The sequence below is a fragment of the Sphingomonas baiyangensis genome (assembly GCF_005144715.1).
Taxonomy (GTDB): Bacteria; Pseudomonadota; Alphaproteobacteria; order Sphingomonadales; family Sphingomonadaceae; genus Sphingomonas; species Sphingomonas baiyangensis.
Map to the genome: position 1 here is coordinate 82,238 of NZ_SWKR01000001.1, position 14,586 is coordinate 96,823.

General features: G+C 67.4%; 12 protein-coding genes and 1 tRNA gene. 5 read left to right on the forward strand and 8 right to left on the reverse strand.

Features of this window, described 5'->3' with window-relative positions; translation table 11 throughout:
* Positions 1-23: 23 nt before the first annotated feature.
* Positions 24-566, forward strand: a complete 543-nt coding sequence (locus FBR43_RS00365) for a hypothetical protein (RefSeq protein ID WP_212611863.1) — start codon at positions 24-26, stop codon at positions 564-566.
* Here FBR43_RS00365 and FBR43_RS00370 read toward each other — a convergent pair.
* From FBR43_RS00370 to aspS, 5 genes are all read right to left on the reverse strand, one after another.
* Positions 524-1,828: a spinster family MFS transporter gene (locus tag FBR43_RS00370; protein ID WP_249276376.1), complete on the reverse strand. Its 1,305-nt coding sequence runs from the start codon at positions 1,826-1,828 to the stop codon at positions 524-526. The genes FBR43_RS00365 and FBR43_RS00370 overlap by 43 nt on opposite strands.
* Before the next feature lie 147 nt (positions 1,829-1,975).
* Positions 1,976-4,774, reverse strand: a complete 2,799-nt coding sequence (locus FBR43_RS00375) for a TonB-dependent receptor (protein ID WP_394344000.1) — start codon at positions 4,772-4,774, stop codon at positions 1,976-1,978.
* 189 nt (positions 4,775-4,963) lie between these two features.
* Positions 4,964-6,037: an acyl-CoA dehydrogenase family protein gene (locus FBR43_RS00380; RefSeq protein WP_136941275.1), complete on the reverse strand. Its 1,074-nt coding sequence runs from the start codon at positions 6,035-6,037 to the stop codon at positions 4,964-4,966.
* A gap of 34 nt (positions 6,038-6,071) precedes the next feature.
* Positions 6,072-7,268 (reverse strand): acyl-CoA dehydrogenase family protein, encoded by a 1,197-nt coding sequence (locus FBR43_RS00385; protein ID WP_136941276.1) that lies wholly within the window; start codon positions 7,266-7,268, stop codon positions 6,072-6,074.
* Between the two features lie 129 nt (positions 7,269-7,397).
* A complete protein-coding gene (aspS, locus tag FBR43_RS00390) occupies positions 7,398-9,191 on the reverse strand; it encodes an aspartate--tRNA ligase (RefSeq protein ID WP_136941277.1) in 1,794 nt (597 codons plus the stop codon).
* Positions 9,192-9,290: 99 nt separating this feature from the next.
* On the opposite strand from aspS, the gene rnd reads away from it, so the two are divergent.
* Together rnd and FBR43_RS00400 are read left to right on the forward strand one after the other, a co-directional pair.
* On the forward strand, positions 9,291-10,466 hold the full coding sequence (gene rnd / locus FBR43_RS00395; RefSeq protein ID WP_136941278.1) for a ribonuclease D: 1,176 nt from the start codon (positions 9,291-9,293) through the stop codon (positions 10,464-10,466).
* Positions 10,463-10,765 carry an I78 family peptidase inhibitor gene (locus FBR43_RS00400; protein WP_136941279.1) on the forward strand — a complete coding sequence of 101 codons (303 nt, stop codon included), beginning with the start codon at positions 10,463-10,465 and terminating at the stop codon, positions 10,763-10,765. The genes rnd and FBR43_RS00400 overlap by 4 nt, the downstream gene beginning before the upstream one ends.
* 237 nt (positions 10,766-11,002) lie before the next feature.
* Here FBR43_RS00400 and FBR43_RS00405 read toward each other — a convergent pair whose 3' ends face one another.
* From FBR43_RS00405 to FBR43_RS00415, 3 genes are read right to left on the reverse strand one after another with little or no spacing between them, the layout of a single operon-like run.
* Positions 11,003-12,013 carry an arginine N-succinyltransferase gene (locus FBR43_RS00405; RefSeq protein WP_136941280.1) on the reverse strand — a complete coding sequence of 337 codons (1,011 nt, stop codon included), beginning with the start codon at positions 12,011-12,013 and terminating at the stop codon, positions 11,003-11,005.
* Positions 12,010-13,218: a hydrolase gene (locus FBR43_RS00410; protein WP_136941756.1), complete on the reverse strand. Its 1,209-nt coding sequence runs from the start codon at positions 13,216-13,218 to the stop codon at positions 12,010-12,012. The genes FBR43_RS00405 and FBR43_RS00410 overlap by 4 nt, the downstream gene beginning before the upstream one ends.
* A gap of 54 nt (positions 13,219-13,272) precedes the next feature.
* Entirely contained in the window at positions 13,273-13,935 is a 663-nt protein-coding gene (locus FBR43_RS00415) for a uracil-DNA glycosylase (RefSeq protein ID WP_136941281.1), read from the reverse strand.
* Between the two features lie 23 nt (positions 13,936-13,958).
* Here FBR43_RS00415 and folK point away from each other — a divergent pair, with 23 nt between their 5' ends.
* Both folK and FBR43_RS00425 read left to right on the forward strand, forming a co-directional pair.
* Positions 13,959-14,456, forward strand: a complete 498-nt coding sequence (gene folK / locus FBR43_RS00420; RefSeq protein ID WP_136941282.1) for a 2-amino-4-hydroxy-6-hydroxymethyldihydropteridine diphosphokinase — start codon at positions 13,959-13,961, stop codon at positions 14,454-14,456.
* Positions 14,457-14,468: 12 nt separating this feature from the next.
* Positions 14,469-14,544: transfer RNA gene (locus tag FBR43_RS00425), tRNA-Lys, on the forward strand.
* Positions 14,545-14,586 lie beyond the last annotated feature (42 nt).

Here is a 14,586-nt window from a genome sequence, read left to right on the forward strand (position 1 = left end):
TCGAGATCAGAGATCGGGTCACAATGCGTATCGCACTGTTATGCTGTCCGCTTGCGCTGTTGCTGGGCGCCGGCACCGCGATGGCCCAGCAGCGCGACGACGATGACGATTCAGAGACATGGCGCCGCGCCGGCGAGATCGCCAGCCAGCCCGCGCATGATCTTGGCGCGATGAAGCGCGAGATGCCGCCCGTGCTGGCAGTCGCGGCCGATGACCCCTATCACATTGCCGATCCGATCAACTGCGCCGCGATCGAGACCGAGCTCGGCGCGCTCGACGCCGCGCTCGGCCCCGATTTCGACCAGCCTGCCGAGCAGCGCGACCGGGCCGGGCGGCTGGCCGAGGCAGGCGGCAAGTTCCTCATCAACACGCTGCTGCCCTTCCGCTCGTTGGTGCGCGAGGTAAGCGGCGCGGCGGCGTCCGACCGACGGATCGAGGCGGCGGTCGATGCCGGCATGGCGCGGCGCGGGTTCCTGCGCGGCATTCGCATCGCCAAGGGCTGCCCGCCCCCGCTCAGCGCCGGTCAGGCCGCCGCGCGCCTCAGCAGCACGCCGGCGCGCCAGTAATGGAAGATGGCCCACGGGGTGATCGCCGCGAACACGCATAAGGCCCAGCGCAGCGAATCGGCACCGAATTGCGGGCGCAGCGCGTCGCTCAGCACGCCGACCAGCGTCGGCCCCGCCCCAAGCCCGATCAGGTTGATGACCAGCAGCGTGATCGCCGCCCACAGCGCGCGCATGCGAAGCGGCGCCAGACCCTGGATCAGCGCGAAGGTAGGGCCGAGATAGCTGTTGGCGAACAGCACCGACAGCCAATAGGAGCCGATCGCGAGCATCGGCTGGTCGATCAGGTAGAAGCCCAGCATGAAAGGCAACGCGACGAGCTTGAACACCGCTACCATCAGGCTTTGCGCATAAAGGCCGCGCCCGCGCGCCAGCCGATCGGCGATGCGACCGCCGCCGACCGCCGAGATGACGCCGAACACGCCGCCCGGCAGCGCCACATACAGCGCGATGTCGCGCACCGAGATTCCAAGCGTGCGCTGCATGTAGCTCGGTCCCCAGGCCGTGAGGCCATAGCCAATCATCGAGGTGAGCGTGACCGCGATCACCAGATGCACCGCCGGCGCCGACCGCCCGAGCGACGCGAATCCCGCAGCCAGCCCCGGCATTGGCGTGCCCGGCGCATCGGGCGCGCGCGCCGGATCGGACAGGCCGCGCCGCGGTTCGACGACGAACAGCCAGACGATGACCGCGAGCACCACGCCCGGCAGTCCGATCACGAACATCGCGTTGCGCCAGCCATAGGACGACGCCACCAGCCCGCCGATCGTGGTGCCGAGCGCCGCGCCAAGCACGACGCCAAGCGAGAAGATGCCCATCGCCCCCGCGCGCTCGTTGGGCGGATAGAGATCGGCGATGATCGAGTGGCTCGGCGGCGACGACCCGGCCTCGCCGATGCCGACGCCAATGCGCGCGGCGAGCAGCTGGCCGAAATTGGCCGCCAGCCCGCCCGCCGCCGTCATCATGCTCCACAGCGCCAGGCTAATCGCGACGATATTCTTGCGGTTGAACCGGTCGGCCAGCCGCGCGACCGGAATGCCGAGCGTCGCGTAGAAGATGGCGAAGGCCAGCCCCGAAAGCAGCCCCAGCTGCGTATCGGTCAGCCGCAGATCGGCCTTGATGAGCTCCTGCAGAATCGCGAGGATCTGCCGGTCCATGTAGCTGAAGAAATAGGTGACGGTGAGCAGCGTCAGCGTAAGGCCGCGCCGGCGCAGCGCGCGGGCGTCGGCGGGGTCGGGGGCGGCAACAGGGGCGGCTTGGGTCACGCTTACTCCTTGTTCCGCCCCCTTCGACTTTCCGTCACCCCGGATTTGATCCGGGGTCCCGCTTCTCTTCCGATCTGCGAAGAGCGGGACCCCGGCTCGCAGGTTGGGGTGACGACGTGGAGAACGCCTCAGGCGTTCTCCACGTCGTTAGAACCGTCCCCGCAGCGTGATGCCGTAGGTCCGCGGCTCGGCGAGGAACTGGGAGAATATCTGGCGTCCACCCGGATATTGCGGATCGACGAACGGCGCGGCAGTAGCGCCTGCCTGGAAGGGCGAGTTGAACGCCACCTGCGCATAGTCGTGATTGGTGAGGTTCTGCGCCCAAACCTCGATCCCCCAGCGCTGGTCGGGGCCGCGCAGGCCGACGCGCGCATTCATCAGGAAGAAGCTGTCCTGCGCCTTTTGCGGGAACAGGTCCGAGCCGGTGTTGAAATCGTCGGTCAGGCGACCGTCGATGTAGAACAGGCCCGACAGCCCCGAGCTGCCGATCTCGGGCGTCCATGCGAACGACGAAGTGACGACGATCTCGGGCGCGTTCGAAAGCTGCTGGCCGGGCAGCACGCGCAGCGCGGGATCGAGCGGCAGGCCATTGGCGCTGCCCACCAAATTGTCGCGATAGCGCGTGTCGGCATAAGTGAAGCCGAGGTTCATGTTGACGTCGCGCACCGGATTGATCGCGGCTTCGAGCTCGATGCCCTGCGAGGTCAGGCCATAGGTCACGTCGTCGGGGTTGCATGCGCCGGTCGTCGGCGAAAGATCGCGATCGTCGCCGCCCAGATCGGTCTTGCACGCATTGACCGTCGCGACGAGGAAGACGGTACCGTTGAAGGTGTTGAGCTGGAAGTTGCTGAACTCCTGCCGGAACGCCGCTGCGGTCAGCACGAACGGCCCGCTCGAATATTTGGCGCCGATTTCATAGGCGTCGACCAGCTCCTGGTCGAACTGGAGGCCGCCCACCAGCGCCTGCGCGCCGCCGACTGCCGCGAAGGGCAGGATCGGCGACTTGAGTGCCGAGCGATCGAGGTTGAAGCCGCCCGCCTTGTAACCGCGCGAGAAGCTCCCGTAGAGCAGCAGGTCGTCAGTCGGCTTGTACGAGAGCACCGCGGTGCCGGTGAACTCGTCCTCGTTGCGCTCGTCGTTGATGCTGACGCCGTTCAGCTCGGCGGTCGAATTGCCCTGGCACGTCAGGCCGATCAGGCCGCCTGCGATCGCCGCGAGTCCGGCGTTCGAAAGGAATGGCGCGAGTGCCGCCTGCTGCGCGGGGCACGCGACATTGTCGTTGCCGAAGGTCGCCGAGAAACGCTTGCGCTCGTTGGTGTAGCGCAGGCCGAGCGTCAGATCGAGCTTGTCGGTGATGTGGATGATGTTGTGCGTGAAGAACGCATAGTTGCGGCTGTTCTGGAAATAGCGGTCAAGTGTCGAGCCGCGATCGTTGACGCCGTCGAGCCGATCGAGCCCGGCCACGATCGCCGGTCCTGCCGGCCCGAAGGGCGAGGGCACGCCCGGCACCACGCCCGACAGCACCGCGCGGCCCGTGGGCGAGATGCAGCCCGCGCTGCCCGGCGCATAGAAGCCGGCAAGCGCCGTGCCCGAGATCAGGCGGCAGGTCGCGAACCGGCCATATTGGCTGCCGAAGCGCAGATTGTCGGTGACGTTCAGGTCTTCGTCGGCATAATAGGCGCCTACCAGCCAGTCGAGCTTGCCCGCGAACGCTTCGCCCTGCAACCGCAGTTCCTGGCTGAACGTCTTGAACTGGCGTGACGAGTTGTTGTCGCCCTCGCGGTACAGGATGTCGACGGTCGAATAGTCGGTATCCGATCCTTGGCCGCTGAAATATTCGCGATAGGCCGTCACCGACGTCAGCGTCGCGTTGCCGAAGCTCCAGTCGATCTGCGCCGAGACGCCCTTGTCCTCGGTCTCGCCTTCATAGCTGCGGCCAGGCGATACCGATAGCGTGCGATCGTAGCCGGCATTGTTCACGCGATCGAGCGGCTGGCCCAGATCGCGGATGACGTTGATGATGTTGTTCCCCTGCGCCAGCCCGCCGGGAAGCGTGGGGGCCGGGTTGTTGAGATTGCCGACGAACGGATTGACGCTGCTGTCGACATAGGTCGCGCCGCAGCAGCTTTCGTTGCGCTTGGTATAGTCGCCGATCAGCCGTACGCTGAAATCGCTCGACGGCTCGAAGCGCAACTGTGCGCGGATGAAATAGCGGTCGCGGTCGTTGACGTCGACGTCGTTGGTCGGGTCGTAGTAGAAGCCGTCGCGCTTGACGTACACGCCGTCGATGCGGCCCGCGAGCGTCTCGCCCAGCGGCACGTTAAGCGCGCCCTGGAAGCGCCAGAAATCGTAATTGCCGTAGGTCGCCTCGGCATTGCCGCTGAAGCCGTTGAAGTCGGGCTGCTTCGAGATGATGTTGATGAGACCCGCCGATGCGTTGCGGCCGAACAGCGTGCCCTGCGGGCCGCGCAGCACCTCGACGCGGTCGATCTCGCCCAGCTCGTTGAGGCCGATGCCCGAGCGCGAGCGATACACGCCATCGATGAACACCGCGACCGAGCTTTCGAGGCCCGGATTGTCGCCCACCGTGCCAATGCCGCGGATACGCGCCGAGCCGTTGGCCTCGCTACCCGTCGAGCTGACGAGCAGCGAAGGTGCCAGCTGGTTTAGCTGGCGGATGTCGTTGGCGCCCGAAAGCTGAAGGCTTTCCGAGCTGATCGCCGACACCGCGACGGGAACGTCGGTGAGCAGCTGCGCGCGGCCTTGCGCGGTGATGACGATCTCGCCGCCGGCATCGAGCTCGGGCGGAGCCTCGTCCTGCGTCGTGGCGCCTTCCTGCACGGGCGAGGGCGTGACGGGCGTGGCTTCCTGCGCATGGGCCGGCATTGCCAGCGCGAGGACAAACGCGGGAAGCGCGCAGGCGGTCAGAAGCTGCCTTTTCATCATCACTCTCCTCCTTTGGCTGCACCTGTTTTCCGGTGCATACCGATTTCTCTAAATCTTCGCGCAAACGATGGTCACGTCAAGCCACGCACGCTTATTTCGCCCAACAAATTTGTGCATGTGGCGAAATTACCATGATTGGATACCGGCATACCCTGACGCCGAAAAGTTGCTGTTCGCAACCTTTAATCGTCACATGCCGTTGGCACGGGCAAAGCGCTCGCGATGCCAGGCGGCGTTGCCCCACATCGCCTCAAGCACGCGCGCGCGCTTGAGGTAGAAGCCGGCGTCATATTCGTCGGTCATGCCGACGCCGCCATAAAGCTGCACCATCTCGCGGCTGACGAGATGCAGCGTGTCGCCCGCCAGCGCCTTGGCGAGGCTTACCGCCTGCCCGACATCGGATCGCTTTGCGTCGATCGCCTCGAGCGCCCCCTCGACTGCCGATCGCATGAGCTCGATCTCGGTCAGCATCCTTGCCATGCGGTGCTGGAGTGCCTGGAAGCTGTCGAGCGTCTGGCCGAACTGCACGCGGCCCTTGAGATAGTCGTTGACCTGCTCGAACGCCGAGGTCGCCATGCCGAGCATCTCGGCGGCGGTGGCGGCGGCCGCGCGATCGGTCACAGCCTGCAACAGCGCCTCGCCACCCTCGCCCAGTCGATCGGTCGGCGCATTCTCGAAAGTGACGAAGGCATGGCTGCGCGCGTCGACCATGCGGCGCGAAGCGACCGACACGCCTTCGCCGCGCTCGACCAGATAGAGCCCGTCGGTTGCGGCGACGACGAACAACGCGGCACTATCCCCCTCGGCGACGAACGCCTTGGTGCCCGTCAGGCGCCCGCCCTCGACACGCGCGGCGACGCGATCGGGAGCGAAATGCGGCCCTTCGTCGACCGCGAGCGTGGCGACCAGTTCGCCAGCGGCGATGCGCGGCAGCCATGCCGCCTGCTGCTCGGGCGTGCCGCCGAGCACGATCGCGCTCGTCGCCGCCGCCGTGGCGGCCAGCGGCGAGGCGACGAGATTGCGGCCGAGCTGTTCGAGCACCAGTCCGAGCGACAGATAGCCCATCCCGGCGCCACTCTGCGCCTCGGGTACCAGCACGCCCGCCCAGCCCATTTCGGCCTGCGCTCGCCACAGATCGGCATCATAGCCCTCGGGCGGCGCGGCATCGCGCATGCGGCGGAAAGCCGCGACGGGTGCCTCGTTGTCAGCCCATTCGCGCGCCATGTCGCGCAGCATCACCTGATCTTCGTCGAGTACCGCCATCATCCTCCCCTTCGCCCTGACAGGGCGCGGTCGTTTATGCCTTGGCGCCCATTCCCAGGATGCGCTTGGCGATCACATTGTTCTGGATCTCGGTCGATCCGCCATAGATCGACACCGCCTTGCCCCACAGCCACGTGCGCGTTTGTGCGAGCTCCTCCTCGGCGAAGCCCTCGCCTTCCCAGCCGAGCCCCTGCATCCCCATGATCTCGATCGCGAGCTCGGCGCGTTCCTGCGTGATGCGCGCGCCGACATTCTTCATGATCGAGCTGGTGGCCGACGGCCCCGAATTGGACTTGGCGTCGAGCGCGGCGCGGCGCAGCGTCAGCGCGAAGGCGCGCATCTCCATCTCGTGCCGCACGATGCGGCCGCGCAGATCGGCATCGGCGATGCGGCCATCCGCGTCGCCGCGATATTCCTTCGCCATTGCCGCCAGCGGCTTGCCCGCGAGCATCCGCCCCGCGCTGCCGCCGCCGCCCGAAAGGCTGCTGCGCTCGTGCTGAAGCAGCCGCGTGCCGATTTCCCAGCCCTGCCCCTCGCGCCCCACCAGATTGGCCTTGGGCACGCGCACATCGGTGAAGAAGGTCTCGCAGAAGGGCGACTGGCCCGAGATCAGCCGGATCGGCCGCGTCTCGACGCCCGGCGCATCCATGTCGATCAGGAGGAAGCTGATGCCGCCATGCTTGTGCCCCTTGTCGGTGCGCACCAACGCGAAGCACTTGTCGGCCCATTGCCCGCCCGAGGTCCAGGTCTTCTGGCCGTTGACGACATAATGGTCGTCGTCGGCCGCAAAAGTCTGGACGTTGGCCAGGTCCGATCCGGCGTTGGGTTCCGAATAGCCCTGGCACCAGCGCACTTCGCCACGCGCGATCGGCGGAATGTGCTCGGCCTTCTGCGCCTCGCTGCCATATTCGAGCAGCGTCGGCCCGAACATCATCACGCCCATCCCGCCGATCGGGTTCCAGGCGCCGATGCGTGCCATCTCCTCGCTAAGCACGCGCGCCTCGGCACGGCTGAGGCCACCACCGCCATATTGCGCGGGCCAAGTGGGCACGCCCCAGCCCTTGGCGCCCATCGTCGCCTTCCAGCGCGCTTCGGCCTCGGTCAGTTCGCCCGGCCCCTCGACCGCGGACATCGCATTGTCCTTGCCCTTCAACTCGGGCGGGAAATGCTCGGCGAGCCAGGCGCGCGCCTCGGCGCGGAATCCTTCGATCGGTTCGGGTGCATCGGCCATCGAATCCTCTCCTCGCCGGCGAGCATAGCAGCTTCGCCGGCGAGGAAAATCCGGTTTTTGATGACACGGTACGGACTTCGGCCCTTAGCCCCCGACGCAGGCCGCCTTTTTAGAAGGCGCCGTACGCCGTCAGCCGTTCGTCGGCCCGTCGACGGTGCGGATGTGCAGCTCGCGCAGCTGCTTCATCGATACCGTCGACGGCGCGCCCATCATCAGGTCTTCGGCGCGCTGGTTCATCGGAAACAGCACGACCTCGCGCAGATTGGGCTCGTCGGCGAGCAGCATGACGATGCGGTCGATCCCAGGCGCCGATCCGCCATGCGGCGGCGCGCCGCACTTGAAGGCGTTTATCATGCCGGCGAAATTGGTATCGACATCCTCGCGCGAATAGCCCGCGATCTCGAACGCCTTGTACATGATCTCGGGCTTGTGATTGCGGATCGCCCCCGACGACAATTCGACGCCGTTGCAGACGATGTCGTACTGATAGGCGAGGATATCGAGCGGGTCCTTGGTCTCCAGCGCCTCCATCTCGCCCTGCGGCATCGAGAAGGGATTGTGGCTAAAATCGATCTTGCCCGTTTCCTCGTCGGCCTCGAACATCGGGAAATCGACGATCCAGCAGAACTCGAAGCGCGACTTGTCGATCAGCCCCAGCGCCTCGCCCACGCGCGTGCGCGCAAGGCCGGCCAGCCTGGCCGCCTGCGCTTCCTTGCCGGCGGCGAAGAACACACCGTCATTGTCGCCGAGGCCGAGCGCAGCGACGAGCTTGGCGGTCGCTTCCTCGCCATGGTTCTTGGCGATCGGGCCGCCGGGCACGCCGTCCTTGATGTTGATGTAACCGAGCCCCGAATAGCCCTCGCCGCGCGCCCAGTTGTTCATGTCGTCGAAGAACTTGCGGCTGCCCGCACCCGCGCCGGGAGCGGGGATCGCGCGGATCACGCTGCCGCTCTCGACCAGCGAGGCGAAGATGCCGAAGCCCGATCCGTGGAAATGATCGGTCACGTCGGCGATCTCGATCGGGTTGCGCAGATCGGGCTTGTCGCTGCCGTATTTCAGCATCGATTCGCGAAACGGGATGCGGCGGAACGGCCGCGCGCTGACGCTGCGCCCCTTCCCCTGCCAGTCGGCGAACTCCTCGAACACGCCGTGCAGCACGGGCTCGATCGCCTGGAACACGTCTTCCTGCGTGACGAAGCTCATCTCGAAGTCGAGCTGGTAGAATTCGCCGGGCGAGCGATCGGCGCGCGCATCCTCGTCGCGGAAGCACGGCGCGATCTGGAAATAGCGGTCGAACCCCGCTACCATCAGCAGCTGCTTGAACATCTGCGGTGCCTGCGGCAGCGCGTAGAACTTGCCCGGATGCACGCGGCTGGGCACCAGATAGTCGCGCGCGCCCTCGGGGCTGCTGGCGGTCAGGATCGGCGTCTGGAACTCGGTGAAGCCCTGATCGACCATCCGCCTGCGGATGCTGGCGATCACGTTCGAGCGCAGCATGATGTTGGCGTGGATGCGCTCGCGCCTGAGGTCGAGGAAGCGGTAGCGCAGGCGGATATCCTCGGGATAGTCGGCCTCGGCGGCAACGGGCAGCGGCAGGTCGTGCGCGTGGCTCTGCACCACCGCGTCGATCGCGCGCACTTCGATCATGCCCGTGGGCAGGTTGGGGTTAACCGCCTCGGCGGCGCGCGCCACTACCTTGCCGGTGATCGTGACCACCGATTCGCTGCGCAGCTCCTCGATCACCGCGAATACCGGCCCGTCGACCTCGGTGACGATCTGCGTGATGCCGTAATGGTCGCGCAGGTCGACGAACACCAGGTCGCCATGGTCGCGCTTCTTGTGGACCCAGCCCGACAGGCGGACCTCGGTGCCGACATCGGTGTCGCGAAGGGCGCCGCAATGGTGCGTGCGATAGGCGTGCATGGTCGTTGCTCTTTCAAATCAGCGCGAAACGGAATGGCGCCGCGCATCCATGCCGCTCCCCTCTTTGTCAAGGCGCGCAACTCGCTCTATGGAGCCGCGATGCACATACATGGCCTGATCGAGGACAATGCCGCCCTCGCCAATCTTTGCGCGCGTCTTGCGCAGTCGCCCTTCGTCGCGGTCGATACCGAGTTCATGCGCGAGAACAGCTACTGGCCCGAGCTCTGCCTGATCCAGATCGCCGACGCCAACGAGGCTGCGGCGATCGATCCGATGCAGCCGGGCATCGACCTGAAGCCGCTGCTCGACCTGCTGACCGAGAATGAGGACGTGCTCAAGGTCTTCCATGCCGGCGGGCAGGATCTGGAGATCGTCTACAACCTCACCGGCAAGACGCCGCATCCGCTGTTCGATACGCAGGTGGCGGCGATGGCGCTGGGGCAAGGCGAGCAGGTGGGGTATTCGAACCTCGTCGACAGCTATCTGGGCATCACCGTCGACAAGGGTGCGCGCTTCACCGACTGGTCGCGCCGCCCGCTCGACGCACGCCAGATCGACTATGCCATCGCCGACGTCACGCATCTGGCGACGATCTTCCCCAAGATGCTCGAAAAGCTGCGCAAGACCGGGCGTGGCCTCTGGCTCGACGAGGAAATGGAGCGGCTCGCCGACCCCGCCAACTATTTCAATGATCCCGAACAGGCGTGGCGCCGCGTGCGCATCTCGAGCCGCAAGCCCGAGGTGCTCGGCCGCCTGAAGGCGCTCGCGCGTTGGCGCGAGATCGAGGCGCAGGGCAAAGATCTGCCGCGCGGCCGCATCGTCAAGGACGAGACGATCGCCGATCTCGCTGCCAATCCGCCGCGCAAGCAGGGCGACCTCACGCGCGTGCGCGGCCTCTCGGCGACATGGGGCGGCAACGACATCGGCGGCCGGATGATGACCGCGCTTGCCGAGGCGAAACCGATGCCCGCCGACGAGATGCCCGGCCGCGACGAGCGGCGCCCCGGGCTCGGCAAGGACGGCGCGCTTGTGGCCGACCTGCTCAAGCTGCTGCTCAAGATCCGCGCCAAGGAGATCAACGTCGCTTCGCGGCTGCTCGCGCGCAGCGACGATCTGGAGGCGCTTGCCGCCGGCCAGCGCGAGGGGCTGTCGATCCTCAACGGCTGGCGGTTCGAACAGTTCGGCCGCGATGCGTTGGCGCTCGTCGAAGGCCGACTGGCCTTTGCCGTCAAGGGTGGCAAATTGCGGATGACGCGTACCGAGGAGTCCGAATGATGCGCCTTGTCACCCTTTTGCCGCTGGCGTTCGCCGCTGCGGCCTGCACCCCCGTCGATCAGGCGCCGCCCGACGCCGCCACGCCGCCGAGCGGCGCGCAGTGCGACGCCACCGACGTGCGCGCGCTGCTCGGCCGCATGGCCGATGCCGCGACGGTCGAGGAAGCGCGGACCCGCGCCGGCGCACGCACGGTGCGGCAATATGTCACCGGATCGGCGCTGACGATGGACTTCCGTCCCGACCGGCTCAACATCGAAACCGCGTCCGACGGTACGATCGTTAAGGTCAGCTGCGGGTAATTGTCTGTTTGAAATCCAAAAGCGCCGATCCACCACCCCGTTCGTCCCGAGTAGCCGCCGAGTAGCTGCGCCAGCAGCGTATCGAGACGGCGTATCGAGGGACAGTTTGGAGCGCGCCAGCCATGCCTCGATACGAGTCCTCGACACGCGCCTACGGCGCTACTCGGCCTCTACTCGGCACGAACGGTGGGGGCGGGGAGCGATCGGAAACACCGCTGGCGTTCCGACCGTAGCCCCCTACCGCGCGATATAGCGCAACGCCGCTCCCTCACGCACGTCGAGCGCCGCGGCGCAGCCTTCGTCGAGCAGGATGCCGTTCCCCTCGCGCGCGACGCGGCCATAGGCGCTGACGAAGCCCGCGAGCGATCCCGCCGCCACGATCGCGGGCTCGCCGTCATCGGCCAGGCCCGCGAGCGTCGCCGTGCGGCTCTCGGCGATCGAGCGCACTGCGTCGGTGCGCGCGGTCATCGTCGGGCCGCCGTCGAAGATGTCGACATAGCCTTCATAGGCGAAGCCCTCGTTCTCGAGCATCCGCATCGCCGCGCGGCCCGAAGGGTGCGGCATGCCGATCGCGGCGCGCGCGGTTTCGGTCAGCATCGCGATATAGATCGGGTGGCGCGGCATCAGATCGGCGATGAACTGGTTGCCGTGCGTCGCGTTGAACTCGTCGGCCTGCTGGAAACCCATGCCGAAGAAGCGCCCCGCCACGCCATCCCAGAATGGCGAACCGCCCGCCTCGTCGATCACGCCGCGCAATTCGGCGAGGATGCGATCGGCGAAGCGCGCACGGTGCTGCGCGATGAACAGATAGCGGCTGCGCGCCAGCAGCAGCCCCAGCCCGCCCGCCCGCTCGGCCGGATGCAGGAACAGCCCCCCGACCTCCGAACAGCCCTCCAGATCATTGACGAGGTTCAGCGTTTCCGAGCGGAAGGTGCGGCCAAGTTCCTCGCTATGCTTGGTGATCGTGCTCAGCCGGTAGCTGTAGAAAGGCCAGCGCTGGCCGACCTTGGTGAAGATCTGGCAGGTGCCGCGCACCTCGCCCGTTTCGACATTCTCGAGCACGAGCACGAACAGATCGTCGCGCACGACATCGTCGGTGGTGGCGAACGCTTCGGCGCTGCGATCGAGCTTGGCCTTCAGCGCGGGCCGGTCGGGCGGCAGGTTGGTGAATCCGCCGCCGGTGAGCTTGGCCATCTCGTACAGCGGTTGCAGATCGTCGTTGCGCGCGGCGCGGATGCGAAAGCTCATGGGCGGCCCCTCTCGGCGATGCGCAGGATGGTGACCGCGGACAGCGCCGCGCGTTCGGCGAGGCTCTCGGGTATCATGAACTCGTCGGCCGAATGGATCGCGCCGCCGCGCACGCCCATCGTGTCGACCACGGGCACGCCGGCAGCCGCGATGTTGTTGCCGTCGCACACCCCGCCGGTCGATCGCCACGCGACGGGAATGCCGAGATCGGCGCCTGCCGCCTTCACCAGTCCGAACAGCTTCTGCGAAGCGGGATCGATCGGTTTGGGCGGGCGGTTGAAGCCGCCATGCACCGCGATACGCACGTCATGCGCGGGCGCAACGGCGGCCACCGCCTCGTCGAGCGCGGCCTGCGCATCGGCGATCGCGGCGGCGTCCGACGGGCGGAAATTGACGCGCAGGATCGCGTGATCGGGAACGACGTTGTTCGGACCCCCGCCCTCGATCCGCGCGGGATTCACCGCCAGCCCCGCGCGGCCGGCGCGCGCCAGGCGCAGCGCCAGATCGGCGGCGGCGACCACGGCGTTGCGGCCCTCCTCGGGATTGCGCCCCGCATGCGCGCTGCGGCCACTCACGACGAGCGCGAAATTGCCCGTGCCGCCGCGTGCGCCCGCCAGCGTGCCGTCGGCCAGCGCGGGTTCGTACGTGAGCGCCGCCACCTTGCCGCGCGCGGTCTGCGCGATGCGATCGGCCGATGCGAGCGAGCCTGTCTCCTCGTCTGAGTTGATGAGCACCTGATAGCCGAGTCGCGCCGCCGCCGGGCCAGCCTCGATCGCCTTCAGCGCCGCGAGCAGCACCGCGAGCCCACCCTTCATATCGGCGGCGCCGGGGCCGTTCCAGCGCCCGTCGGGCAGCACGGTGAGCTTCTGGAAGCGGTGATCGACGGGAAACACCGTGTCCATATGACCCGTAAATAGCATCTGTACCGGCGCCTGCGGTCGTACCGTCACGAGCAGGTGCCGGCCATGATCGAGCCGCTGCACGCGGCCCTCGCCATCGACCTGCTCGACGGGTTCGGGCGCCACCAGCACCGCGCCGCCGGGCAGCGCCGAAAAGGCGTCGGCGAGCATTTCTCCCATCCGCGCCACGCCCTTGAGGTTGCGCGTGCCCGAATTGACCGCCACCCACGCCGCCACATGATCGGCGATCGGCGCGGCCGCGACATGGTCGACGGCGGCGCGTTCGGTGCTGTTGAGACCCTGCATGGCGGCTTGGGTAGCGTGCACCGCCTTGCGCGTCACCCCCCGCCCCCGGGCGCGTCAGGCCAGTTCGGCGCGAACCTCGATCGCACGGGCGAATACCGCCTCGAACATCGCAGGCGTCAGCCGCCCGGTATTCTGGTTGTAGCGCGAGCAGTGATAGCTATCGATCAGCACCTGCCCGCCCGGCATGCGGTGTTCGGCAAGATGGCCGAACTTGGCCTTGGGCAGCTTGCCGCCCAAAACCTTGACTGCCGACTGGTGCGCGATCTGGCCCAGCGCCACGAAGATCCGTGGCTGCGGCAGCGCGGCGATCTGCCCTTCGAGAAACGGACGGCAGGTGCGGATCTCTTCGGGCGTCGGCTTGTTCTCGGGAGGCAGGCACTTGACCGCGTTGATGATGATCGCGCCCTCGAGCCGCAGCGTATCGTCGGGCCGCGCTTCATAGGTGCCGCTCGCGAGCCCGAACTTGGCGAGCGTGTCGAACAGCAGCACGCCGGCATGATCGCCGGTGAAGGGCCGCCCGGTACGGTTGGCGCCATGCTTGCCCGGCGCCAGCCCGACGATCGCCAGCCACGCATCGGGATCGCCGAACGCATTGACTGGCGCATTCCACCAGTCGGGATATTCGATGCGCAGCGCCTCGCGAAACGCGACGAGGCGGGGGCAGCGCGGGCAATCGCGCGGCGGTTCGGATGCGGGAAGCGGGCTTGGCGCGAACATCCATGCGCGATAGGCGCAGCGGCATGGCGCCGGCAACCTATCTGATCGCGCTCGGATCGAACCGGCGCGGGCGCATGGGCGCACCGCGCGCGATGGTGGCAGCGGCGATCGCGGCGCTGCCAGGGCAGGTGATAGCGGCCGCACGCGTGATCGAGACACCGCCGCTCGGCCCTTCGAACCGCCGCTATGCCAATGGCGCGGCGCTGGTCGAATCCACGCTCGCGCCGCCTGCGATGCTCGCCGCGCTCAAGGCGATCGAACGCGATTTCGGCCGCCGGCGCGGCCAGCGCTGGGGCGCGCGTGTGATCGACTGCGACATCATCCTGTGGTCGGGCGGCAGCTGGGCCTCGCACGGCCTCGCCATCCCGCACCCGGCGTTCCGCGCGCGCCGCTTCGTACTCGATCCGGCAGCCGCGCTCGCGCCGCGCTGGCGCGATCCGGCGAGCGGGCTCACGCTTGCGCAGCTCGCCGCGCGCCTGCGCACGTCGCGACCGGTTGACCCCGGCGGCGCGCGATCATAGGTGCAGCCGCGCGGGCCCTTAGCTCAGTCGGTAGAGCAACTGACTTTTAATCAGTAGGTCGCTGGTTCGAACCCAGCAGGGCTCACCATCCATGGAAATGCGGTTGCCACGGCGCCGCCGGTTGCGATCG

What these genes read in the sequence shown, in the direction of transcription:
- folK (WP_136941282.1), top strand. Translation starts at nt 13,959, where the DNA reads ATGGCGCCGGCAACCTATCTGATCGCGCTCGGATCGAACCGGCGCGGG.
- FBR43_RS00405 (WP_136941280.1), bottom strand. Translation starts at nt 12,013, where the DNA reads ATGAGCTTTCGCATCCGCGCCGCGCGCAACGACGATCTGCAACCGCTG.
- FBR43_RS00415 (WP_136941281.1), bottom strand. Translation starts at nt 13,935, where the DNA reads ATGTTCGCGCCAAGCCCGCTTCCCGCATCCGAACCGCCGCGCGATTGC.
- FBR43_RS00365 (WP_212611863.1), top strand. Translation starts at nt 24, where the DNA reads ATGCGTATCGCACTGTTATGCTGTCCGCTTGCGCTGTTGCTGGGCGCC.
- FBR43_RS00385 (WP_136941276.1), bottom strand. Translation starts at nt 7,268, where the DNA reads ATGGCCGATGCACCCGAACCGATCGAAGGATTCCGCGCCGAGGCGCGC.
- FBR43_RS00410 (WP_136941756.1), bottom strand. Translation starts at nt 13,218, where the DNA reads ATGCAGGGTCTCAACAGCACCGAACGCGCCGCCGTCGACCATGTCGCG.
- rnd (WP_136941278.1), top strand. Translation starts at nt 9,291, where the DNA reads ATGCACATACATGGCCTGATCGAGGACAATGCCGCCCTCGCCAATCTT.
- FBR43_RS00400 (WP_136941279.1), top strand. Translation starts at nt 10,463, where the DNA reads ATGATGCGCCTTGTCACCCTTTTGCCGCTGGCGTTCGCCGCTGCGGCC.
- FBR43_RS00375 (WP_394344000.1), bottom strand. Translation starts at nt 4,774, where the DNA reads ATGATGAAAAGGCAGCTTCTGACCGCCTGCGCGCTTCCCGCGTTTGTC.
- aspS (WP_136941277.1), bottom strand. Translation starts at nt 9,191, where the DNA reads ATGCACGCCTATCGCACGCACCATTGCGGCGCCCTTCGCGACACCGAT.
- FBR43_RS00380 (WP_136941275.1), bottom strand. Translation starts at nt 6,037, where the DNA reads ATGGCGGTACTCGACGAAGATCAGGTGATGCTGCGCGACATGGCGCGC.